This is a genomic window from Mesorhizobium sp. M1A.F.Ca.IN.022.06.1.1 (assembly GCF_003952605.1).
Taxonomy (GTDB): domain Bacteria; phylum Pseudomonadota; class Alphaproteobacteria; order Rhizobiales; family Rhizobiaceae; genus Mesorhizobium.
Map to the genome: position 1 here is coordinate 1,650,006 of NZ_CP034455.1, position 24,166 is coordinate 1,674,171.

The window sequence follows — 24,166 nt, forward strand, 5'->3', positions numbered from 1 at the left end:
CAGAAGTTGGCAGTGCAGAGAGCAGCGGCATGAGCGACGCAAACAGGGTGCTATGGTCCGAGGGGCTCTTCCTGAGAACCCAGCATTTCCAGCAGCAGGACCGGTTCTTCGAGGCGATGGTGCGGGGCGCGCTGCAGGCCGGCCAGCTCCATACGTTCGGCTTCCAGCAGCTAACGCTCGATCAATCGCTGCTCGATGCAGGCCAGGTTTCTATCGTGTCCGCCCGGGGTATTTTCCCCGACGGCACGCCCTTCTCCATCCCGGAAATGATGGACGCGCCGAAACCGCTGCCGGTCACGGCGGATACCGGCGCCGGGCCGGTGCTGGTCGCGCTGCCGCTCGAGCCGCCCGGCGGCGTCGGTTTCGACCCGGCGCATGCCGCGTCGACCGGCGCGCGCTATCACGGCAGGATCGTGTCGGTGCGCGATTCCGTGCAGGGCGGCGCCGACCCGGAAGAGATCGAGATCGCCCGCCCGCAGGCGGTGCTGCTTGCGCCCGGCAAATCGGTCGGCGGCTATACCGCGCTGCCGGTCGCCGACATCAAGGGCGTGCGGGCCGACGGCGGCGTCTCGCTCGACGAGAGCTTCCTGCCGCCGACGCTGATCACGGGCGCGGTTGCCTGGTATCGGCAACTGCTGCAGGAGGTCGTCACCGGTCTCGACCAGATCGCCGAAGCGCATGGCAAGATGGTGATGGGAGGCCCCGGCCGCAGCGTCGAGGACCTGCTGATGCTTCATCTTGCCAATGCGGCCAAGCCGCGGCTCGCCCACATGCTGGCGCAAGATGTCTTCCATCCGGCCGAGCTCTACCTCGAGCTCGCCGGCCTCGCCGGCGAAATGGCGACTTATGGCTCCAGCTCGCGCCGGCTCGGCGAGCTGCCGGCCTATGACCACATGGCGCCCGGCCCTGCCTATATGGCCCTGGCGGACGCCTTGCGCTCGCTGATCCTCAGCCTGCGGTATATCGAGCCGAAATCGCGCGCGCTGCCGGTCATGCGGCATGCCACCAATGTCTGGAAGGTGCGCATCGACAACCCGAAACTTCTGGTGGCCAGCCGCATCGTCATCCGCGTCGGCTCCGAACTGTCGGAAGACGCGCTGCGCAAGATCTTCGTCAACCAGGCCACCGTCGGGTCCGCCGACCAGTTCGAGGGGCTGTGGAAGTCGCGCCTGCCCGGCATTCCGCTGAAGCCGCTGCATTCGCAGCCGCGCGAGATCCCCTATGACGGCGACCGGCTGTGCCTGGAGCTGGACCAGAAGAGCGAGCATTGGGCCTCGCTGCTCGACGCCCCCGGTTTCGTCATCGGCGTTTCCGGCGTGCTGCCAAGCGAGCCGCAGGTCGACTGCTATTCGGTGAACAGGTGAGGCCATGAGCCGGGATGATCCTTTCGGACTGTCGGAGGATCGCGAACGCACGCGCATCAGGCTGACGGGCGCTTCGCCCCGGCCGATGGCGCCGCTGGCGCCGGGCGCGCCGGTGAAGCGCGCGCGCGCCCATCCCAATGTGCTGATCAATAGCTTCGCGCCGCTGCTCGAATTCGCGCCGGAGCTGGAAAGCGCGCTGGCGCCAGAGAACCCGGAAGTGCTGCGCACGCGCCTGCTCGAGGAGCTCGTGCGCGCACGCGACGCCGCGATGGCCGCGGGCTCGTCGCTGGAGCGGGCCGATCAGGCCGCCTGGGCGGTGGCGGCCTTGCTCGACGACCTCGCGCTCAACACGCCCTGGGGCGGCGCCAGCGCCTGGCCACGCCAGCCGTTGGTGGTGATGCTGCGCGGCGACGTCGATGCCGGCACGCAGTTCTTCTCGCGGCTCGACGAACTGGAGAGGCATCCGAACCGCGACCGCGAAATGCTGGAGTTGCAATATTATTGCCTGGCGCTCGGCTTCCGCGGCAAATATCGCGTGCCTGGCCGCGCCGGCGACCGCTCGCTCAATGCCGTTCGCGTGGCGGCGGCGCGCTTCCTGCGCAATGCCGACGCCGAAGATGCGCCGCTGTCGCCGAACTGGAAGGGCGTGATCGCCTCGGACGAGCCGCAGCGCTTCATCGTACCGATCTGGGTGATGGCGCTGGCGGCCGTGGTCATCGCCGCCGCTGCTTATGTCGGCCTGTCGATGGGGCTGAGCAGCCAGGCGGTCGAGCTCTCCGCCCTGGTCCGCGCTTTGCCGCCGCCCTCGCGGGGCGACGTCACCCGCGCCGCGCCCAAGGTCGACGCGCCCGAACCCGAGGCGCCGCAGCCGGAACCGGTCGATTTTGCGCTGCTGCCTGAATTCAAGGCCGAGGCACCGGATGGTCTCAAGCGGGCGCTGAGCGGGACCGAGAGCGTGTCACTGGCCAAGCTCGTCATCCAGTCTTCCAATCCCGAACTGTTCCAGTCGGCGCGGCCAACACTCACGCATGGCTATGAGCCTCTAATCGAATCGATCGCCAAGGTGATCCTCGCCAATCAGGAACTGATCGGGAACGTCACGGTGGTCGGCCACACCGACAATGTGCGCCTGCAGAAATCGAACCCGCTTTCGTCGAACCAGCGGCTGTCGGAAGCGCGCGCCGAGACCATAGCCAATCTTCTGGTGCAGGCCGGCGTGCCGCAGGAGCGCATCCATTCCGAAGGCCGCGCCGAGACCGATCCGGTGGCCGACAACTCGACGCGCGAGGGCCGCGCGCTCAACCGCCGCGTCGAGGTCCTGGTCGAGAAGAGGCTCTGATGTTCATCCTGCGCTTCCTCTGGGCGGTTCTCACTTCGCGCTTCCTTTGGACGCTGATCGGCATCGCGCTGCTTTCCCTGCTGATCTGGGTGTTCGGCCCGATCGTCCAGGTCGGCCCGTATGCGCCGTTCGATTCCGACAATGTGCGCATCGCCATCATCGCCGGGCTGATCATCCTGTGGCTGATCTGGCTGATCATCGCGCAGCGCCGCGCGATCCGCGCCAACCGCATGTTCGTCGCCGAGATCGCCGCGCCCGTGACGGAAAAGCAGCTCACTCCTGGCGAGGAAAGCGTTGCCGCGGTCGGCGCCAAATTCGGCGAGGTGATGGCGGAGCTCAAGCGACGCAAGCTCGGCGGCCGCAAATTCCTGCGCGAGATGCCTTGGTATGTCATCGTCGGACCGCCGGCCACGGGCAAGACCACGGCGCTGCGACAGTCAGGCCTCAACTTCCCGATCGATCTCACCGACGATCTGCAGGGCGTCGGCGGCACGCGCAATTGCGACTGGTTCTTCTCGGAGAATGCGGTGCTGATCGACACCGCCGGCCGTTATGTCCAACAGGAGAGCCAGCCGGATGTCGACGCGACGGAATGGCTGGGTTTCCTCGATCTTCTCAAGAAGCATCGTGGCCGCCGCGCGCTCAACGGCGTCATCGTCGCGCTGTCGATCGATGCGCTTTCGGAAGGGGACGAAGCCATCAAGGCGCATGGCCGCAAGATCCGCCGCCGGCTGGCGGAGCTGAACGACCGCCTCGAAATCCGCCTTCCCGTCTACCTGATGCTGACCAAGGCCGACCTGATCAAGGGGTTCGAGGCCTTCTTCGGCGGTCTCTCGACCGCCGCCCGCGAGCAGGTATGGGGGACGACCTTTCCGCTCGATGCCCGGATCGATGCCAAGACCGTCGAAAGAGAGCTCGCCGCGCTTGCCACGGAGCTGGAGCGGCGGCTGGTGCCGCGTCTGGAGGACGAGGACAAGCTCGGATCGCGCGCGGAAATCTTCCGTTTCCCGGCCCAGCTCGCCAGCCTCTCCGAGCCGATCCAGGTGCTGATCGAGGCGATGTTCGGCGAAAGCCGCTACGAGGAAGCCGCCTGGCTGCGCGGCCTCTATCTGACCTCGGCGACACAGGAAGGCGCGCCGATCGACCGGCTGACGGCGGCGCTGTCCTCCTCCTTCGGGCTGCCGCCGCGTCGCGCGATGCTGGCGCCGCGCGTCGAGAAGCGCAGCTTCTTCCTGCGCAATCTCCTGACCGAGGTCATCTTCAAGGAAGCGGGTCTCGGCACCTTCGACCCGTTAGCGCAGCGCCGCCGCGCCTGGATCTGGCGCGGCGCGGCTGCGGCTTGCGCGCTTGCCGCCCTTCTGGCGGGCGGACTGTTCACCTGGTCCTATCTCGACAATCGCAACGCGATCACCGAGCAGGCCGGCCAGTTCGAGGCGCTGCAGGCGCCGCTGACCGACGTCTCCGCCACGCCGGCTTCGGTGGAGCAGCCGACGATGGATGGGGCGCTGGCCGCGATGGATGCGGTAGCGACGGCGCGCACCGCACCGCCGGATGCTGTCCACAATTTGCTCGGCCCGACCGCTTCGGCCGAGCTCGTGCGCGCCCAGACCGACACTTACGACCACGCGCTGCGCAATGTGCTCGAGCCACACATGGTGGCGCTGCTCGAGGCCACGATGTGGCGACAGATCCGCGATCCGGATTTCATGCTCGGCGCGCTGAAGACCTATCGCATGATGACCGGCCTGTCGCAGATGGACACCGACTTCGTGCAGAACTGGTGGGTGAACAGTCTGCCGGAATTCGCGCCCGCCCCGCCCTTCCCGACCGCCGACGCCGAACAGCACCAGCTTGCCGCGATCCGCCGCATGGCGGTCGACGACAGCTACATCGCCCCGGACAAGGAGCTGGTGGCCGAGGCGCTGAAGACGGTGTGCACCATCTCGCTGCCGGAGCGCGCCTACAAGCAGTTGCTCGCGGATCCGGAAGTGGCAGCCGTCAAGGAATGGGTGCCGGCCAATTTCGCCGGCCCGAACGGCGCCAAAGTGTTCGCGCGCCGCTCCGCCAAGACGCTGCGCGTCGGCGTTCCCGGCGCCTACACCTATGCCGGCTTCCACGACGCCGTTCTCGATCGCGTCGAAGATGTGGCGGCGCAGGCGGCGCTCGATCGCGCGGTATTTGCCGGCGGCTGCTCGGAGAATGCCGAGACCTCGGTCTCGGCGCTGTCCGAGGACATTCTGAAGCTCTACTACGACGACTACATTTCGCAGTGGGACAGCTTCCTGCGCGACATGCGGCTGGCGCCGCTGACCGACCTCAATGTCGCCAGCGAAAATCTCAAGGACCTTTCGAGCGCCGATTCCGCGCTGAAACGCCTCCTCACCGCCGTCGTGCAGGAACTCGATCTCACCCGTTCCGACGAAGCGCCGGCTGACAACAAGAACGGCGCCGCCGCCAAGAGCGGCTCGAAGCTGCTCTCCAAGCTCGGCAAACTCGGCAAGGTGGTGAAGACGGGAGCGAAATTACTGCCGCGCGCGGGCTCGGCCGAGCAGGTCGACATGACCGGCAGCCTGGTGGCCGAACACTTCAAGCCGCTCAAAGGCACGATCGCCGAGGTAGACGGCCAGCCGCCGGCGCTCGACGCAGCCGTGGTGGCGCTGACGGCGCTGTCCAATGTGCTGCAGACCGTGTCGGCCAACCCCGACCCGCAGGACGCCATCAAGAAGCAGGGCGGCCTGGCCGAGCTGACGGGGGCGGTCGCAAGACAGGCGCAGATCCTGCCTTCGCCGATCAACGACTGGCTGGGCGGGATTGCCGGCGACACCAGCGGCCTGTCGCAGAAGGCGGTCACCAACGAGCTCAATGCCATCTGGCGCGCCGACATCCTGCCCTTCTGCCAGGCGGCGCTCAACAACCGCTATCCGTTCAGCCCGGAGAGCGCGGTCGACGTCAATGTGCGCGACTTCCAGCGCCTCTTCGGCCCCGCCGGCCTGATCGACGCCTTCATCAACGACCATCTGATCAACTATGTCGACACCGCCAGCCAGCCGTGGAAATGGCGCGCCGATTTCGGCCTCGACGCGGCCGCGCTGGCGGCGTTCGAGCAGGCACGGCACATCCGCGACGACCTGTTTCCCGGCGGCACCGGCCCGGTGATGAACTTCACGCTGGAGCCAAAGGATCTGTCGCCCAACGTGGCGCGGGTGACGCTCAACCTCGATGGCCAGAACCTCGTCTACTACAACAACGCGACCCGGCCGCAGCCGATGACGTGGCCCGGCAAGGACGGCACCGGCGTGATCTCGCTCGCCTTCCAACCGGTCGACGGCTCGCCCGAGGTGATGCTCAACGAGACCGGCAGCTGGGCGTGGCTGAGGATGCTGCGCGGCGGCAAGTTCGCCGGAACCAACCTTTCCGACGTCTATAGCCTGCGCCTCGGCACGAAAGGCATGTATGCCGATTTCGAGCTCAAGGCGGCCAGCGTCGAGAACCCCTACACACTCGAGATGTTCAAGAAGTTCACATGTCCGCCGCAGATATGAGCACCGGCTTCTACGGCAAGATGCCCGCCACCGGCGATTTCGTGACGCGGCGGCTGCCGGGCGATTTCGTGCGCGTCTGGGACCGCTGGCTGGCGCAGCAGATCGTCCCGCTGTTTGGCCACGATGCGTGGCAGACGGACACTGCCTTGCGCTTTCTCGCCGGCCCCGCCTCGTTCGGCGCCTCGGCCGGCGTCATCGTGCAGAGCGCCGACAAGGTCGGCCGACAGTTCCCGCTCAGCGTAGTCGCACGGCTTGCCGAGGCGCCGCTCAGGCTGGCCTATTCGGATGCCTGGTTCGACCGCATCGAGGAAGCGGCCTTCGCCGCGCAACGGGGCGAACTGACGCCCGACGAACTGGATGCCGCGCTGGGCGCCCTGCCTGCCCCGGCGGTCGATGAGGATGGCGATGTCATCGACGACCTCGTCATGTGGACCGCGCGCACGGATATCTTCGACGTCGACCCGCAGGCGCCGCAAAAGACGGTGGAGCGGATCTTCGCCGCTAGCTGGGAGACCAGCTGATGCAGATCTGGAACCAGCTGGGTTTTCCGCATCAGTTCACCATGGGCATGGACAAGGCCGGACATGAGTGGATCGTGGTCGTGGTGAAGGGCACGTTCGATTTTCCGGAGAAGCCCGGCGGCCTCGTGCAGAAATCTGCGGAGCAAGTTCCGCTGGTCATGGCTGACACGCATACCGGCGCGCCTGGTTACTCAGCGACGCTGTGGGAGACCGACTTTGCTTTCCGCAAGCCGCGCTGCGACGTGATTGCCAATGGCTGCGCCTATGCACCGGGTGGACGCCCGGCGGAACGGGTGCCAGTCGGCATCAAGGTCGGCAACTGGTCAAAGCTTTTCGAAGTGGTCGGCCACCGGGAGTGGCGGGCCATAGGTCCGGTCTTCACCGCAACCGCACCGCAGCCCTTCCTGAAACTACCGATCTCCTACGATTTCGCTTGGGGCGGCGTCGACCGGTTGGACCCCGAGGATCAGCTTCCCGCCAGCTACAAATACAACCCGGTCGGCACCGGCTGGTCTCGCGCCAAGAACCAGCGTTTCATTCCAGGCCTGCGGCTGCCCAACACGCAGGCGGTCGATGAAGAAATCCGCTCCCCCTTCGGCGACTACCAGCCGATGAGCTTCGGGCCGATGGGGCGAGGCTGGCCCGGCCGCATCGAGTATGGCGGCACTTATGACCAGAACTGGATCGACAATGTGTTCCCATTCCTGCCGCAGGATTTCGACGAGCGGTACTTCCAGATGGCGCCGCCTGACCAGCAAATCGATCATCCGCGTGGTGGCGAAGAGGTGGTGTTAGTGAACCTGACGCCGGAAGGGCGCGTAAGCTTCCGGCTGCCCTCGACCGCGCTGCCGATGACGCTGTTCAAGGGCGGCGAGAAGTCATTGGAGGAGAGCGTCCATCCGGACACTGTCCTGCTCGACCCAGAGAACAGTCGCTTCTCGCTCGTATGGCGCGTTTCGCAGCGCATTCACAAGACGATTCTCGATTTTTCGGAATGCTGGGTTGGGCCGCCCACGGAGTCGATGCTGCGTGCGCGTGCGACCGGTAGGGACTATGTCCGTAGTGAGGGGACCGTTCCCGAGGAGGTGGAAGACGCATGAGCATAAGGCTCGACATTGCCTCGGTCGGCATGGTGACAGCGGTCGGTCTCGATGCGCCGTCGGCCTGTGCGGCAATGCGCGCGCGCCTGGATGGCTTCCAAGAGACAAGGTTCGTCGGATCCGGGACCGACTTTCAGATCGGCGCGCCCGTGCCGTTGCCGCGAGACTGGATTGGCGAAAAGCGCATGGCGCACTTGGCCGCGGCCGCGATTTGCGAGGCGTTCGACGCTGTCCCGCAGGCGCGAGGCCAGACCGCACTTATCCTTTGCCTCGCCGAGGAAGATCGCCCGGGCCGTCCGGTCGGCGACAGCTTCAGCTTGCTCCGCAGCGTTTCGGAGATCACGGAAATCGAACCCAGCATTCGCTCGCGCATCGTCGCGCATGGCCGGCCTGCCGGACATATCGCACTTGATCAGGCGCGGAGGATGATTTCGTCCGGTGACGTGCCCTATGTGATGATCGCAGGCGTTGACAGCTACCTGACTGCGCCTACGATCGCTTATTATCTCGGCGAAAATCGTCTGCTTGCCGCCGATAATCCTAATGGCTTCATTCCGGGTGAAGCTGCCGCCGCCGTCCTGTGCACGCGCTCGCGTAGCGATGGGCTTTGCCTCTTCGGACTGGGTTTGGCGCGTGAACCCGCACCGATCTACAATGCCGAGGATCTGCCGTTGCGTGCCGACGGCATGACTTCGGCTTACAGTGCTGCGTTCAAGGAAACCGGCATTGAGATGAACCGGCTCGGCTACCGGATCGCCGACCTTATCGGCGAACAATATTGGTTCAAACAGAGCGCTTTAGCGAGCCTGCGGTTGCTACGCGGGCGTCACGATTTTCAGGACATCTGGTCGCCTGGCGAATCCCTCGGCAATGTCGGCGCAGCCGTGGTTCCACTAATGATCGGCATGGCCTGGACGGCCGCCCGCAAGGGATATGCCGCCGGCAATCCAGTGCTGATCGAGGCATCGAACGATGCCGGTGCCTGCGGGGCGGCAATACTGGCCGCGAGGGCAGCCTGATGACTGTCTACGCGAACGGCCTCGAGGTCGCATGCAAAGCACAAGCCAACAAGGTGATCGCTGCCTTTCCGGACGTCTGCTTCACTCCACCTGAAAATCCCGCAACTCCGCCAGGCGTACCCATTCCCTATCCCTCGTTCGGACTCGATTCCGACACCGACAATGGCACCGGCACCGTCAAGATCGGTGGCCAGACCATCACCCAGAAGAACAAATCGTACTATACCAAGACCAGCGGCACTGAGGCCGGGTGCGCGGCTAAGAAGGGCGTGATCACCTCGGTTAACACTGGCAAGGAGTATGCCGTCGCCTGGTCGGGCGACGTGAAGGCGGATGGCGAACCAGTCAGCCGCATGACTGACCTGTCGACCAACAATCATGCTTCACCGACCGGCAATGCACCGCCTTGGCCGAAGATCGGAAAGTTGAAAGTTGGCAAGCAGTCCTGCACCTCGATCCTGGCAAAGCTCGGCATGAAGGTGCACCGCTATGGCGACGCAAGCAAGGAATGCGCGTCCAACCAGCAATCGGACCACATCCTGCAGAACGCCTGTTTCCAGAATTCGCGCGGCGGCCAAGCCATCAGCACAACGCCCAGCTATACGATGAACGATGCGCCCTGCGTCTGCCTGGAAGACGCCACCGATCCGAACACCGAGCATGGCCGCAAGACAGCCGCTCAGGGCGAATGGGCAAAGGCACAGCGCGCGAAAGGCACGAACCCAACCTACGAGGAAGTTCGAGAAGCCAATATGGAGGCCATGAAAAAGGCCAAGAACATCCCGGACGGACCACGAGGCAAGGAGCACCCCGCCATCGAATGCCTGAGGATGATTTGTGACATTCACTTCAAGGAGATGATGAGCGGACCTGAGAAAAACAAGGACAGCACCGAGGCGCGCGCACCAGCGACCGGAAAGTTCAAACCTACCCCATCGAGCACGGTTCGCAGACGCTAAGGAGAGATAACATGGCTGACTACAGCGTAACGGTAAACGGCACCGTTGCAGCGGATGATGGAACCATTTTCTCCGCCGTCGCGTATTACGACGGAGAGAGTTTCTACTCGTTCGTCATCTCAGAATCCGACGTTGCCAGCGACGACAATCAGACCGATCGAATTTACGAAAAGCCAAGTTGGTTCACCGATATATGGCGTTCCAGTTCCGGTCGTCTCTATGTGTGCGACGACAATGGCGTAGTGCATTCGGGTTCGGGGACTGAATGGACGGAAAGCCAGGTCTCGCCTCGTCACTTGAATACCGTCTGGGGCTTCGACGACAACACCGTCTATGCTGGTGGATCTGAGGGGTTGTCTATCGATGGGACGGCGCACGCTGGTCCGCGGTTAGCCCTGCGCTCGGTAACACCATTCTCTGCATCGCAGGGTCGTCGCCGAGCAACCTTTATGTGTCCGGCGAAGGAGCGCTTCTCTGGCACTATGACGGTAGACAGTGGACTCAGATCCAGTTGCCGACCAACGCAATCTTGGTTGGGCTATTGGTACTGTCGGCGACCGACGCCCTGGTCTCCGGCAGCGCAGGGACCCTATTTCGAGGCGGCGGTCTTGCCTGGACCGATGTTTCGCAACGTGGTCGGGACTTCTACAAGATGGCGTTTTACCGAAAGGCAATACACATTGCCGGTGGCGGTCAAGGCGTGTTCACGTTCGACGGGGTTACGGTTTCCACCCTGAAGCACGGCTTCCCCGTCTATCGGCTGTCATCCAATCGCAAATATCTGACACTGGCGGGAGGCAACTCCGCCATAAGATATGACGGCTCTGAATGGGTCGGGCCCGACTACACCTGACGGCTTGAAGTAGGTTTGGGCTTCGCAGCAAGGTAAGCCCGCACCCTTCCAAGATCGAGATCAACAACCCGCAATACCTCTTTGATAGACAGCATGCGCAGGACGAACAATTCGCCGGCTTCGGGATACTCGGCGTAGCGCTCCTTTGCGATTTCGCGACCGACCTCGCCCGAAATGCGCAGCCCATCAAGGTGTGCTTCCAGACGCTCGATGAGTCGAGCAAGCCGTTCCTCATCCATGTCCGGATTCTTGCCGGGATTGAGCAAGTTGTAGTCGTATACCGTCCAAAGGAACGCGGCCATCTCCGCGTGCTGGCGGACAATCTGGCGAAGGATGGGCGCAGGCATCAGTTCAGATTGACGGAGCCGCCGCGGATGCGGTTGGCGGCACTGGCGTGGCTCGTGACATAGGTGCCGCGGATGGTTATATGCCCATCCTTTTCCATGATGATCGTAGCCTTGCCGCAACGCAGTTCAAGACGGTCATTCGCGGTGATCCGCATTCGCTCTCCGTCTCGGATGATGTGCGGAACATTTGACCGGTGCGCTGGATCGATGATGCGCCCGACAATCAGCGGCCGACCGGGATCTCCGTCCTGAAACAACAGCGCTACCTCCGCGCCGATCATGTCGGAGGTCAGTTCAGCGAGGCTGCGCGCGGCCACCGCTGTCTCCCGAGGGTTTCCCGGGAAGACGACAAGGGGCGCATCCTCGCCGAAGCCCAGGAAGATGCCAATCACCACGCCGTCAATGCGCTCCACGGTCGTCGTCATCAAAGCCCCTCAGTTCTGCTTTATCTCCGAGCCTTTCATGGTGATGTCGCTCGATGCCTTCACATTGATCTTGCCGGACCCGCTGACGGAAATGTCCTTGCCGGAGATATTGATAGTGCCGTCCTTCTTCATCGCGATAGCGGCAAAGCCGCATGTAATGGTGATGGCATCGCCAGCTTCAATGATGAGGGTTTTGCCTACCTTTATGGCTCCGTCCTCACCCACCTGCACGAGACTGCCTTTCGCTATTTTCAAGGCCCGCGAACCGCCGACATCGGTCGCATCGTCCTCAGCTATCTTGGCGTTCCGCCCCTTCCCGATCTCGGAGGCATGCGCCCCACCTATCTTGAAGCTCTGATTTGCGCCAACGTCCACCGATTGATTGGCCGCTACCGTCCAGCTGTCATCGGCACCGATCTGATGACTCTGTGCCGTTCCCACAGTGACAGATCGCGACGCCCCGATCGTGTTCGTCTGCGAGGCGCCCACCGTCCTCGCTTCAGCCGCCCCCACCGTATCGACGCGCGCGGCCCCCACCGTCACCGTCTGCACCAGCCCCACCGTCTGCGAGTGGTTGGCGTCGATATTCTCCGTCGAATTCGCCACGACATGGATGGTCTCATTCGCATGGACCGTTAGCTTACGGTTCGCGCCCACCGTTTCGGTGTCGTTGCTGCCGATGTTGGTGGTCTGGTCGACGCCGATCTTGACCGTCTTGTTGTTGCCGACGTCCTCATCGAGGTTGTGGCCGACGGAGTGCTTGGCGTCATGGTCGATGCGGTCGGACTGGTCGTGCTGGACCAGCTTGTTGCGGTCGTGCTTGATCAGCAGATGGTGGTCTTTCTGCGCCTGGAAATTGACCAGCTCGGAGCCGGCCTTGTCCTCGAACATCAGCTCATTGTAACCGCCGCCGCCCTTCGAGGAATTGGACTTCCAGCCCGATTGCGTCGCATTGCCCGGCAGCCCGTAGGGCGGCATCTGCGACGCGTTGTAGACCCGGCCAGTGATGATCGGCAGGTCCGGGTCGCCTTCGATGAAGTCGACGATCACCTCCTGGCCGATGCGCGGGATCTGGATAAAGCCCCAGCCGCTGCCGGCCCAGGTTTGCGACACCCGCACGAAGCAGGAAGAGTTCTGGTCCTTCTTGCCGAGGCGGTCCCAGTGGAACTGCACCTTCACGCGCGCATACTTGTCGGTGAAGATTTCTTCGCCCGAAGGGCCGACCACCGTCGCCGTCTGCGGACCGCGCATGATCGGTCGCGGCGTGATGCGCGGCGGCCGGTAGGGCAATTTGGTGGGCGCCACGCCGAGCACCACCTTGAAATTCTCGCTATGGGCCTCGTTCTGGGTCCGGTAGCCCGGGTCGAACAGCCGGTATTCGGCGCTGATCACCAGATAGTCCTGGTTCTGGTCGTCGCGCGGAAAGCTTTCCAGCTTGAACTTGCAGCCGGAGAAAAGGCCGCGCACGGTGCCCACCGCCGTGCTGCGCTGGTGCACTGCCTGGAGTTCCTCGCGGCGAATTCCCGCAATCGTGTCGCCTCGCCCGACGTCGAGATGCGCGCCGGGCTGACGGTAGTTCTCGGAAGCGGCCTCCTTGTGGCTGAACGGCTGGGCGGACTTCGCCATCAAATCCGCGCCGGGCTTCTCGAAATCATAGTCGGTGTGTGCATAGGCCCCGGCCGCACCGCGCTGCCGGGAATCCATTCGGTGATGTATTCGACGTCGCGTCGCGAGCCCTGGCCCTCGAAATTGTAGAGCACCTTCTCGTAGCCGGGTGCCGGCTTCAGCTTGCTCATCGCGTCGCAGAGCACCAGGGTATGCTTGCCCTCGTCATGCTCGAAGAAATAGAAGATGCCCTCGTGCTCGAGCAGCCGCTGCACGAAATCCAGATCGCTTTCGTCATACTGGACGCAATATTCGCGCTGCGGGTAAGACCCTTGCAGCCGCTTCTCGAATTTCGCGATGCCGTATTTCGAGAAGATTTTCTCGACGATCTCGACCGCCGTCATATTTTGAAAGATGCGGCAATCGGTGGTGTTGCCGAGGAACCAGAGCCATGGCCTGACCATCGCCTCATAAAAGCCGAGCCTGTCCTCGATGCGGATGAGCTTGAATTCCGACACAAGCCCGCTGAACCAGCGTTTCGGATCGGATTCGCCCTCGACCGAAACGACGCCGCCCAGCATCTTCAGCGGATCGACGTCGTGGCTTTTGGAGACGAAGCCGACCGTATAGGCGAAACAACGGCTGATCTCGTCGCGCCCGACGAGATGGGTGAAGGTCAGCACATCGCCGCCAACGGGCGTCTGCACAACCGTGGCGCGTTCGTTCGGCATGGGTCGTGCCCCTCCTGGACGCGGCCGCCAGTATGATGGATTGAAGCCCCCGCTATGTTAACCGCATCACGTTCGGGAACTTTTCGCACCCACCGCACCGGACCGTTTTCAGCCTAGCACATGTTTGGTGGCGGCCAAACAACAGCTGTGGCTAAACGCCGGTGTGAAACGCTCCTCTCCCGCCGCGCTCGCAAGCTGCTAGAATGCCAGAGCAATTCTCGGAACCGCGCATAGCGGTTTTCCGTTCGGAGTTGCGTGAAAAATAAGCATTTGTTGACCAAGTTCGGCGACGCTTCGGATGTTCATCTCGCTCCAGATCAGCAATGTCGACAGGCTGCCATCCGGCGCCGCCGCGAGCTACGCCGCCCGCGACCGCAGCTTCGAGATCGGGCGCGAGAATTGCGACTGGACGCTTTCGGATCCGGACAAGATCATCTCGGGCCGGCATTGCGAAGTCCGCTTCCAGGCGGGCGGCTTCTGGCTTTACGACATCTCTCGCAACGGCACCTTCGTCAACGGCTCCAGCCAGCGCATGGCCGGTCCGCACCGGCTGGCGCATGGCGATCGGATGCTGATCGGCCGCTATGTCGTTGCGGTCTCAATTGACGAGGAAGGCGCCGCCGCCGGCCACCCGCGAACCCAGCCAGCGTCGACGCAACGCGAGCTGCCGCCATCGACGGGCAGACCGCTGGAGCTCGGCAAAGAGCCCTTCTTCAGTCGGACGGAACAGCGGCCCGGGACGGGAGCGGCATCGACATCTTCGGCGCTGCGGCCGCCCCCAACGCCGGCAAAGCCGGGTGGCCAGCCGGCGGGAACCGATATGCTGCTGCAGGATATCGCGAAGGCGGCCGGCATTTCGCCCGACCTGCTTCAATCGCGCGCTCCGCATGAGGTGGCCGCCGAGATCGGTACCGTGCTGAGGACCACCGTCGAGCAACTGTCGCTGCTGCTCAAGGCGCGCGCGGCGGCCAAGGTGCTGGCCAAGAGCGCCAACCGCACGATGATCGGCGCCGAAAACAACAACCCGCTGAAATTCGTTCCCGGCACCGACGACATACTGGAGATCATGTTCGCCAAACGCCGGACCGGCTATCTCGACGCCGCGCACAGCGTCGAGGACGCCTTCCGGGACCTCAAGACGCATGAATTGGCCACTTACGCCGCCATGCAGGCGGCGCTTTCCAGGCTGCTCGACGACCTGTCGCCGGAGGCCATCGCCAGGAAGCTGCCGCCGGCCTCCTTCTCATCGAAGAAGAGCCAGGCGTGGGATGCCCTCGTCGCCACCTGGCGGACGATGGAGGAGAAGCATGAAAACGGCATGCTCGACGTCTTCCTGGCCTATTTCAGCGAAGCCTATGCCAAGGCCAGCAAGCAGAAGTAGGTGGACCCGGGCTATGTGACGGGTCTCACAGAAGAAAGCGCTGCTTCGAGCATCCTGCTTTCCGATTTCAATCAGCTGCCTGTACGGTTAGGATAGCGTACGGAAGCTTGCCTGGCGGGCAAAGCGGCGTGGCTTGGGGCGTGTGCAGCAATGTCATGTTTCGGCGAGATGAGCCTTTCCATCCGGCCCGCCCCCAAAGCTCGGCTTGAAAAGCCGGCAGCCGACCTCATTTCCCTTCAAGGAAATGTTCGCCGCGCCACGACGGTGGATCGACGATGAGTTCGAAGGACGATCCCTCCCGGCCGGCGGACAAGACCGTCATCCGAGCGCCACGTTCCTCTTCGGCTGGCGCTGAGCCCGCTGCGACACCCGCCAGGGAATCGACGGTTTTCGACCCCGGCGTCGGCCGGCGGATGCCGACAGGCTGGTCCTCCGGAACCGTGGTCGTTCAAAACCCGGTTCCCGGGGCTGCCGCTGCAGCGGCGGCGCCCGCGTTGCAACAGGAAATCCTGCTTAGTGCCGCGGATGGCGTGAATTACGCCGCGGCAAATCCAATCCTCGCGGCCGCGGCGCCCTTGCTGGTGCTGTTCAGCCAGCTGCGGCTGATGCCGGTCGAGCGGCAGGCGGCCCCTTTGGCAGAACACATCACCGAAGCGATCGAGACATTCGAGCGGGAGATGGCGAAAGCCGGCATCGCCGAGGAAGACGCGCGGATTGCTAAATTTGCTCTATGCGAAACCGCCGACGATCTGGTCGGCAACCTGCCCTGGCCGAAGGACGAGGGCTGGATCGGGCACAGCCTGGTGGCGCGGTTCTTCCACACAAAGCCCACCGGGGGAGCCGGTTTCTACGAGGCGCTGAACAATATCCTGGCCCGGCCGGAGGGTCATCACGACCTCCTCGAACTGATGCATGCCTGCCTGTCGCTCGGGTTCGAGGGCCAGTATCGTGGGAGGGTCGGCGAACGGGACGCGCTCGAACGCGTCCGGCGCGACGTCTACGACACGATCCGCTATTTTCAACCGCGCGCCGGGGACGACATCTCGCCCCATTGGCAAGGCATGGCGGCGGCGCTGTCAAAGCCCCGGGCGCGGTTGCCGCTATGGGCGGTCGCGGCCGCCGCGGCGACGCTGGTGACGGCGGCCTTCTTCGGGCTACGGATCCTGATCACCGACGAGGGCGACGCAACAGCCGGCGAATTGCTGGCGCTCAATCCCTCGACGCCGGTCACCATCGAGCGCGCGAGCGTCGCTCCGGTTGCCGAGCCGGCTGTAGCCGCTCCGCCGGAAGCCACCCCGCCGCCTCCTGCCGTTCCCACCGTAACCCAGATCGACGTTCCCACCATCGCCCAGATCGACCGCATCCGCGCCGCGCTCGCCAACGAAATCGCCGGCGGCGGGCTGACGGTCGGCACCAAGGGCAACTTCATCGTGGTCGAAATCAGCAACCAGCTCTTGTTCGCGCCCGGGCAAGCCGAACTGAAGCCGGAGTTCCAGCCCATCGCGGCGGACATCGCCACGGCTCTCAATGCCGAGCCCGGACCGATATGGATCGTCGGCCACACCGACAATGTGAAGCCGAAGAAGTCGAGCCAGTTCAAATCGAACTTCGATCTTTCCGTCGCGCGCGCCAAAGCCGTACAGGCGATGGTGGCGAACGAGCTCAAGGACCCGTCGCGGGTCGCGGTGGACGGCAAGGGCGAGGACGAACCGATCGCCGACAATGCGACGGCGGACGGCCGCGCCAAAAACCGCCGCGTCGACGTGATGATCCCGAAGGAGGAGACGTTGTGAGCGCGCGCGGCGGGGAGCGGCACTGATGCGCTGGGTGCTGCGGCTGTTCAGCCTGCTCGCACTTGCCGGCTTCTCGGCTGCTGTCTGGTATGCGGGGCCGCTTATCCGGTATGCCGATACACGCCCGCTCGGACCGGTCTGGCTCCGGACAACGATCATCGGCGCGGCCGTTGCGCTGCTTGCAATCTTCTACGGCATTCGCTTCTGGCGAGCGCGCAAGGCGCAGAACGCGCTTGAAACGGGCATCGTACGCAGCGGCGACCGCAATGACGATTCAGAGGTGCTCGAGGCGCGTATGAGCGAGGCCATCGCGACCCTGAAGCAGTCGAGCGGCAGGCGCAACTTCCTCTATGAGATCCCGTGGTACATCATCATCGGCCCGCCGGGCGCCGGCAAAACGACGGCGCTGGTCAATTCGGGGCTGAAATTTCCGCTTGCCGGCTCCGGCAATGCCCAGCCGCTGGCCGGAGTCGGCGGCACGCGGTCCTGCGACTGGTGGTTCACCGAGGATGCCGTGCTGATCGATACGGCCGGCCGCTACACGACGCAGGATTCGGATGCCCAGCGCGACAAGGCGAGCTGGCTCGGTTTCCTTGTACTGCTCAAGAAGTACCGCACCCGGCAGCCGATCAACGGCGTGATCCTCGCCATCAGCGTCGCCGATCTGATCGGCTTCGACGACCAGCAGCTCGATGCGCATGTCACCGAGATACGAAGCCGGCTGCGGGAGTTGCACGAGACGCTGAAGATCCAGTTTCCGGTCTACCTGCTCTTCACCAAGGCGGACCTCGTCGCAGGCTTCATGGACTATTTCGGCGATTTCGATGAAGTCCGCCGACGCAAGGTCTGGGGCGCGACGTTCCAGACCACCGACCGCAACAGGAACATGGTCGGCGAAACCTCGGCCGAGTTCGACGCGCTGGCCAGGCAGCTTGCGGGCGAGATCGCCGACCGCCTGCAGGACGAGGCCGATCCGGTGGCGCGCATCGCGATCTTCGGCTTCCCGGCCCAGTTCGTCGCGCTACGAACCCGCGTCGTGCGGTTCGTCACAAGCCTTTTCGATGCCTCGCGGGCCCAGGTGAATGTCAGCCTGCGCGGCCTTTATTTCTCTTCGGGCACGCAGGAAGGAACACCGATCGACCAGGTGCTGGGCGCGATCGGCCGCAATTTCGGCAGCGCTTCGCAGGCGCATCTTTCCGGTACCGGCAAGAGCTTCTTCCTGCATGATCTTCTGGCGAAGGTGATCTTCCCCGAGGCCGGCTGGGTCTCGTTCGACAGGACAGCGGAGCGGCGCGCCAGGCTCGCCAGGTTTGGCAGCCTCGCCGCAATCGCATTGGTAGCTTTTGCAGCGCTCGGCGTGCTGGGCCTCAGCTACTTTGCCAACGAGTCGCTGATCGGCTCCACGAGACAGGCGATGGCGCAGTATCGGGACGGCGCGGATTCGCTGCTCAGGAGCACGACAGTTACCGATGTCGACCTCGAAAACGTCATCGGCCCGCTCGATCAACTGCGCAATCTGCCGGCGGGATATGAGACCGCCGGCCAAACCAAGCCGATCGAGGAGAGTTTCGGGCTCAGCCAGCGGGAGAGGCTTCTGTCGGCGTCCAAATCCGTCTATCGGCAGGCGCTGGAGCGTAGCTTCCGCTCGCGTCTGCTGGTTCAGGCGGAGCGCACGATCCAGGCCAAGATGGCCGACCCGATCGCGCTCTACGAACCGTTGAAGATCTATCTGATGCTGGGCGGCAAGGCGCCCAAGGTCGACGACGAGCTGATCATCTCCTGGATGAAGCAGGATTGGGAGGAAAACCGCTACCCCGGCGAGAACAACCGCGAAGGCCGCGCGCAGCTCGAAAAGCATCTGCGCGCCATGCTGGCGCTCGACGATGCCTACGACCCGGTGTTCGAGCTCAACCAGCCGCTGGTCGAGGCCGCGCAACGATCGCTCGGACGCATGAGCCTTGCCGACCGCGCGTCGGCGCTGATCAGATCGGCGGTCTATGCGGCAAGGCTCCAGGATTTTTCCGTTGCCGCCAAAGCCGGTCCGGAGGCGCAGCTGCTGTTCGAACGCATGGACGGCGCAGAGCTCGCCGACCTTGGCGTTCCCGGCCTCTACACCAAGGCGGGGTTCAACGGTTTCTACCTGCCGCAGCTCTCGCGCATCGCGCAAATGCTGGTCGATGACCAGTGGGTTCTCGGCGGCGGCGGCGAGCAGGGCGGCATCGATCAGGACCTGCCCAGGCTCGGCCCCGAACTCATCGATCGCTACGGCAAGGAGTTCGCCTCCGCCTGGAACGGCGCGCTCGACCAATTGAAATTCAAGGCGATGCTGAAGGACAAGCCGCAATATATCACGCTCTCGGCCGCCGCCTCGCCGGACTCGCCGCTGGACCGGCTGTTCACGGCCATTGCCGATGAAACCGCCCTGACAAAAGACGGCGCCGCCTTCGCAGGCGACACCGGAACGGCGCAGCAGGACCCGGTCGTTATGGCCAAGGGTCTCGCCCGCATCGGTCTGCAGATCGCCGGCGGCAAGTCGCAGAGCCGCGCCGGGGCAAGCTCGTCCGCCACGCAGAATGCCGGCGCCTCCGTCGAGGCGCAGTTCAGGCCGTTCCAAGCGCTGGTGAGCGGCTCCAGCGGTCGCCGCCCGCTCGATGCGCTGACGCAAAACTTCCACGACATCTACCAGAGCGTGAAGCTGGCAGCGGATGTCCCCGCGCAGACGGAGCGCGTCAACGCGAACCTGAAGCTGCAGATTTCGACGATGCGCGCCAATGCCTCGCGCCTGCCCAAGCAGCTCGCGCGCATGGTCGACGCGGCGGCGGACGAGTTCGAAGGCAATGTCGCCGAGACTTCGGTAGCCAACCTCAACCAGATGCTCGACGAGACGGTCACGCGCCCCTGCGAGGAAGCCGTCAACGGCCACTATCCCTTTGCCGGCGACGGCAGCGAGGAAATCTCTCTTGCCGATTTCGCCAAGCTGTTCGCACCGGGCGGCCTGATGGACCGGTTCTTTGCGCAGAACCTGGCGCCGCTGATCGACATGACAGGCCAGGACTGGACCTGGAAGCAGGAGGCCCGCTCCAGCCGCGACCTCGCCAAATCGACCTTGAAGGCGTTCCAGTCGGCGGCGGAAATCCGCAGCGCCTTCTTCCCCTCCGGCGGTTCGGCGCCGTCGGTCTCGATCACCTTCACGCCCTCCTCGCTGAACAGCGAGGTGGATAGCGCGGTGCTCAACATAGATGGGCAGACGGTGCAAAGCACGCAGGCCGGCAATGCGCCGAGCACGGTGACATGGCCGGGCGGCGGCGCTTCCGGATCCGCGAGCCTCAGCCTGACGCCGGAGATGCCCGGCCGCGAGTCCGCCCTCAAATTCGAAGGGCCATGGGCTCTGAAGCGCCTGCTGGACAAGGCGAGCGTCACCAGCAACGGCGCCGGCGCCGAGGCGCGCTTCGTGATCGGCGGACGCGACGTCGCCTACAAGATGGAGAGCGGCTCTGGCGCCAATCCCTTCCTGCTCCCGGCGCTGTCCCGGTTCAGCTGTCCGAAGGCATTCTGAGATGGCGCCGTCATGGTCGATCGGATCGTTCCCGAGCAGCACCGTCTCCCGCCTTCATTTTGATACTCTAAAGTATGCGCTTGTGGCAAACTGGCCTGGGCACGCGGCCCATCGTTCGTCACAGAGGACGCTCGCGAAGCGCTTGGTGGCAAATTGAGCACTGTCGCCCTTTCCATTGAGAGTTTCGGCGTCAGCCACAAAGGCTGTGTGCGCGACCACAACGAAGACAACTATCTGGTCGAGCAACAAGCCGGCCTTTGGGTGGTGGCCGACGGAATGGGCGGCCATGAGGCCGGCGAGGTCGCTTCGGCCAGCATCGTCGACCACCTGGCGACGATCGGCATTGCGAGCTCGGCGCCGGACCTTCGCGCCCGTTTCGAGGACCGGCTGAGCCGCGCCAATGCCGAGATCCGCAACATATCGCGTTCGCGCGGCATCACCATCGGCTCCACCTTCGCCGCCCTGCTCGCCATGGAGGGGCGGTTCGCGGGCCTGTGGGCCGGCGACAGCCGCATCTATCTGGTACGCGGCGGCGCTATCTCGCAGATTTCCAGGGATCATACCGAAGTCCAGGAGCTGCTAGACCGGGGCATGATCAGCGCCGAGGAAGCGCTCACCTGGCCGCGCCGCAATGTGATCACCCACGCCGTCGGGGTCAGCGACGAACTCGAGATCGATTTTCAGCAAGGCGAGCTGATGCCGGGGGATATCTTCGTATTGAGCACCGACGGGCTCACCGCGCATGTCAGCGACGCGGAGATCGAAGGGGCGGTGAAGTCCGCGCCGCCGCAAGCCGCGTGCGAGAAGCTGCTGGAGACGGTGCTGGCGCGCGGCGGAACGGACAATGTCACCATCGTGCTGGTCAGGATCGGCGACGGACGCAACGGACCGCTCGATGCGGATCGGTCCAGGGGCTGAGACAGATGAGCGACGACGACAGGACGCGGATTTCGCCGAACCTCGCAAATACTGGCGTCGGCACGCAGCTCAGCGGCATCTACGAGCTCGACGAGCGCATCGCATCCGGCGGCATGGGCGAAGTCTATCGCGGCCACAATATCCAGACCGGCGACCATGTCGCGATCAAGATAGTGCTGCCCGAGTTCGCGCGCGACCAAACCATTCTGTCGCTGTTCCGCAAGGAAGCCTCGATCCTCAACCATTTGTCGCATGACGCGGTGGTGCGATACCACGTCTTCACCATCGATCCGGGGATCGGCCGCCCCTACCTGGCGATGGAGTTCGTCGACGGCCAGTCGCTGTTCGATGTCATGCGGCGCGGCCCGATGGCGCCACCGGACGTGCGTCGGCTTTGCCATCGCCTCGCCTCGGGCCTGAGCGCCGTGCATCAGGCCGGCGCGGTCCACCGCGACCTTTCGCCCGACAACATCATCCTGCCGGGCGGCCGGGTCGAGCGGGCCAAGATCATCGACTTCGGCATCGCGCGCTCGGCGAATGTCGGCGGCGAGACGCTGATCGGCGGCAAATTCGCCGGCAAATACAATTACGTCTCGCCCGAACAGCTCGGCCTCTATGGCGGCGAGGTCAGCGAGCAATCCGATATCTACAGCCTCGGCCTGGTGCTGGCCGCCGCGCTGCGCGGGAAGCCGCTCGACATGAGCGGCTCGCAATATGAGGTTATCGAGAAGCGCCGCACCGTGCCGGACTTGTCGGACATCGATCCCGATTTCCGCGAACTCATCGAAGCGATGTTGCAGCCGGATCCTCAAGACCGGCCCGCCAGCATGGCCGAGATCGCCAGGGCAACGCGTGACGACGATCTCGACGCGACCTTGCCGCCGCCCGGATCGTTTGCTCCGCGGGAACGATCCGGCTTGCCGCGCGCCGGCTGGACGGCCTTGCCAAACACCAGTCCCCCGGCTTCTGCTGTTCCCGACGAACCGCGTTTCGTTCCGCATGTGCGGCCTGCGCACCTGTCGCAACCGAGGCCGGCGCCGGCGGCGGCTCCGGCCAGTGCGTCAAGCCGACCTGCGGAGCGAAAGCCCTCGCGGATCCCGGCCATAACGGGCGGCGTCGCGGTTCTGGCAGTCCTGGCGGCGGCCGGCGTCTATTTCAGCGGCGCGTTGGTCACTCCGCCCGCCGTTGAAATGCCTGGGCCTCTTACGCCGAAGCCGGCGGCAAAACCCGTCGCGGAAGCGCCCCAGCCGGTAGCGGAGGCACCGACGCCTCAGCCAGAAGCACCGCAACCTCGGCCGCAAGCGCCGGCCGAACCGCAGCCGGAAGAACCGAAGGCGGACAGCTCAGCCACCGTTGAGCCGGCAAAGCCTGCCGCTCCGGCTCTGCCGCAACCGCAAGACACGACACAACCCGTCCAGAAGCAGGCCGAGACTGAGCAGAAGCCGACACAGCCTGCCCTATCGGCTGCGCCGCAACCGCAGGACAAGACCGCCCAGAAACAGGCGCAAGTAGAGACCGGACAGAAATCCGAGCCGACACCGCCTGCCCCTTCAGAGAGCTTGGCCAAAAACAACCAGGCGAAAGCCTCGCAGCCGGCGGAGCCCGAACCGGCTCAGCCGTCGGTCGAGAACTTGCCGGCACCCCTGCCGAAAGCAGCGGAAAACCAAAAGCCGTCGAGCCCGACGGCGGAAGCTGCTGCGGCGCCGGAAGCAAAACCGCCGGCGACGAAACCGAGCGCATCCGACCTCGTCGACGCTCTGTCCAAATTGTCGAAGTCGAAGACGCCGGCGCCGCAAGTTACGGAAAACCAAAATCAGGCGCCGGCTTCGACTGCGCGCCAGCCGGCAGCGCCCGAAGCGGCTACTCAGCCGGCAAGGCCGAAAGTCTCGACCACACAACCGGCACCACTGCCGCAGCCACCGCCGGCCAACAAGCCATCTCAAAATACCGACGTCGCAATCAATCTGCCAAAGCCCCAGGTTCCGCCGCCGCCAAACAAAACCGACGCGTTGGCTCAGCGCGCCTCTTGGGTGCGCGACTTCAGCGGCGGCAATTGCTTCTACGCGACCCTGACATCGGCAACGGGCACATCCGCGGCGATCGAGGGATTCGGAACGGCCGTGCAGCCTTTCGAGCAACTGCTCGGTGCGTTCCAGTCCAGGTTCAACGTCGAGCCGGACATCAGCGTGCGCCTGATTACCCCATCACAATGCGGCGTACCCACCTTCCTGCACCTTCTCGACCGAAGCGAGGCTGAACGACCGCAGCTCATGCTCGACCGGACGTCGGTGCCCGACGGATCACCGATCAGCGGCACGCTGGTGACGCGCGGGGGGCTCATCTCCAGCGTGTTGCTGATCAACCACAATGGCACCGCCTTCAACCTCGACAGCCGCATGGTCGCGCAGCCGGACAGGGCGACCTTCAAGATCGCCATCGATCTCGCCGCTGACGACAAGGCGGCCGGCAAGGCTTTGCCTCAGGTCATCCTGGTGATCACCGGGCCACGGGACGTCCAGGCCGCGATGTTCGCGGGCCCGACCCCCGCCTCGGAAGTGCTGCCCCGGATCCTTAAGGAGATCCAGACGGACGATTCCGGATTTTCGGCCACCGCCAAGTATTTCCGGCTTGGCGGATAGCGCGGACGCCGATGGTTCTCTGCCGCCTGCTCTCTTCCACCCTTTCCCAGTCACGCAAGGAGCGCGGACCGATC

General features: G+C 64.4%; 17 protein-coding genes. 13 read left to right on the forward strand and 4 right to left on the reverse strand.

Annotated features, from left to right (window positions below; all coding sequences use genetic code 11):
* Positions 1-29: 29 nt before the first annotated feature.
* From tssK to EJ078_RS08205, 8 genes are read left to right on the forward strand one after another with little or no spacing between them, the layout of a single operon-like run.
* Positions 30-1,364 (forward strand): type VI secretion system baseplate subunit TssK, encoded by a 1,335-nt coding sequence (tssK, locus tag EJ078_RS08170; protein WP_067327608.1) that lies wholly within the window; start codon positions 30-32, stop codon positions 1,362-1,364.
* 4 nt (positions 1,365-1,368) lie between these two features.
* Positions 1,369-2,703, forward strand: a complete 1,335-nt coding sequence (gene tssL / locus EJ078_RS08175; protein ID WP_127216945.1) for a type VI secretion system protein TssL, long form — start codon at positions 1,369-1,371, stop codon at positions 2,701-2,703.
* Positions 2,703-6,245: a type VI secretion system membrane subunit TssM gene (gene tssM, locus EJ078_RS08180; protein WP_127403399.1), complete on the forward strand. Its 3,543-nt coding sequence runs from the start codon at positions 2,703-2,705 to the stop codon at positions 6,243-6,245. The genes tssL (EJ078_RS08175) and tssM (EJ078_RS08180) overlap by 1 nt, the downstream gene beginning before the upstream one ends.
* The gene (gene tagF, locus EJ078_RS08185; RefSeq protein ID WP_127215017.1) at positions 6,227-6,766 is read left to right on the forward strand and encodes a type VI secretion system-associated protein TagF; all 540 of its coding nucleotides are present in this window, start codon (positions 6,227-6,229) and stop codon (positions 6,764-6,766) included. Before tssM (EJ078_RS08180) ends, tagF begins: the two co-directional genes overlap by 19 nt.
* A complete protein-coding gene (locus EJ078_RS08190) occupies positions 6,766-7,866 on the forward strand; it encodes a DUF2169 domain-containing protein (protein WP_208721191.1) in 1,101 nt (366 codons plus the stop codon). Before tagF ends, EJ078_RS08190 begins: the two co-directional genes overlap by 1 nt.
* Positions 7,863-8,885, forward strand: coding sequence for a 3-oxoacyl-ACP synthase (locus tag EJ078_RS08195; protein ID WP_127215019.1), 1,023 nt, complete (start codon positions 7,863-7,865; stop codon positions 8,883-8,885). Before EJ078_RS08190 ends, EJ078_RS08195 begins: the two co-directional genes overlap by 4 nt.
* Positions 8,885-9,844: a DUF4150 domain-containing protein gene (locus EJ078_RS30195; protein WP_245456962.1), complete on the forward strand. Its 960-nt coding sequence runs from the start codon at positions 8,885-8,887 to the stop codon at positions 9,842-9,844. The genes EJ078_RS08195 and EJ078_RS30195 overlap by 1 nt, the downstream gene beginning before the upstream one ends.
* An 11-nt stretch (positions 9,845-9,855) precedes the next feature.
* Positions 9,856-10,581 (forward strand): hypothetical protein, encoded by a 726-nt coding sequence (locus EJ078_RS08205; protein WP_208721193.1) that lies wholly within the window; start codon positions 9,856-9,858, stop codon positions 10,579-10,581.
* A 106-nt stretch (positions 10,582-10,687) separates the two neighbouring features.
* On the opposite strand, the gene EJ078_RS08210 is transcribed toward EJ078_RS08205, so the two are convergent.
* Genes EJ078_RS08210 through tssI (EJ078_RS30200) form a run of 4 tightly spaced genes read right to left on the reverse strand, consistent with a single transcriptional unit; the run spans position 10,688 to position 13,805 of the window.
* The gene (locus tag EJ078_RS08210) at positions 10,688-11,044 is read right to left on the reverse strand and encodes a hypothetical protein (RefSeq protein WP_127215021.1); all 357 of its coding nucleotides are present in this window, start codon (positions 11,042-11,044) and stop codon (positions 10,688-10,690) included.
* Positions 11,044-11,469, reverse strand: coding sequence for a DUF6484 domain-containing protein (locus EJ078_RS08215; RefSeq protein WP_127215022.1), 426 nt, complete (start codon positions 11,467-11,469; stop codon positions 11,044-11,046). The genes EJ078_RS08210 and EJ078_RS08215 overlap by 1 nt, the downstream gene beginning before the upstream one ends.
* A 9-nt stretch (positions 11,470-11,478) precedes the next feature.
* Positions 11,479-13,173, reverse strand: a complete 1,695-nt coding sequence (gene tssI / locus EJ078_RS08220; RefSeq protein ID WP_245459148.1) for a type VI secretion system tip protein TssI/VgrG — start codon at positions 13,171-13,173, stop codon at positions 11,479-11,481.
* Positions 13,095-13,805 carry a type VI secretion system tip protein TssI/VgrG gene (tssI, locus tag EJ078_RS30200; RefSeq protein WP_245459150.1) on the reverse strand — a complete coding sequence of 237 codons (711 nt, stop codon included), beginning with the start codon at positions 13,803-13,805 and terminating at the stop codon, positions 13,095-13,097. The genes tssI (EJ078_RS08220) and tssI (EJ078_RS30200) overlap by 79 nt, the downstream gene beginning before the upstream one ends.
* Before the next feature lie 298 nt (positions 13,806-14,103).
* On the opposite strand from tssI (EJ078_RS30200), the gene tagH reads away from it, so the two are divergent.
* The 5 genes from tagH (at position 14,104) to EJ078_RS08245 (ending at position 24,092) form a co-directional block, all read left to right on the forward strand.
* Positions 14,104-15,186 (forward strand): type VI secretion system-associated FHA domain protein TagH, encoded by a 1,083-nt coding sequence (tagH, locus tag EJ078_RS08225; RefSeq protein WP_127215024.1) that lies wholly within the window; start codon positions 14,104-14,106, stop codon positions 15,184-15,186.
* Between the two features lie 494 nt (positions 15,187-15,680).
* Complete coding sequence (gene tssL, locus EJ078_RS08230; protein WP_306462662.1) at positions 15,681-16,979, forward strand: type VI secretion system protein TssL, long form; 1,299 nt, start codon at positions 15,681-15,683, stop codon at positions 16,977-16,979.
* A gap of 25 nt (positions 16,980-17,004) precedes the next feature.
* The gene (gene tssM / locus EJ078_RS08235; RefSeq protein ID WP_189413767.1) at positions 17,005-20,535 is read left to right on the forward strand and encodes a type VI secretion system membrane subunit TssM; all 3,531 of its coding nucleotides are present in this window, start codon (positions 17,005-17,007) and stop codon (positions 20,533-20,535) included.
* Between the two features lie 153 nt (positions 20,536-20,688).
* Positions 20,689-21,453, forward strand: coding sequence for a protein phosphatase 2C domain-containing protein (locus tag EJ078_RS08240; protein WP_095826991.1), 765 nt, complete (start codon positions 20,689-20,691; stop codon positions 21,451-21,453).
* A 5-nt stretch (positions 21,454-21,458) separates the two neighbouring features.
* Positions 21,459-24,092, forward strand: coding sequence for a serine/threonine-protein kinase (locus EJ078_RS08245; RefSeq protein ID WP_127215027.1), 2,634 nt, complete (start codon positions 21,459-21,461; stop codon positions 24,090-24,092).
* The last annotated feature ends 74 nt before the right edge of the window (positions 24,093-24,166 follow it).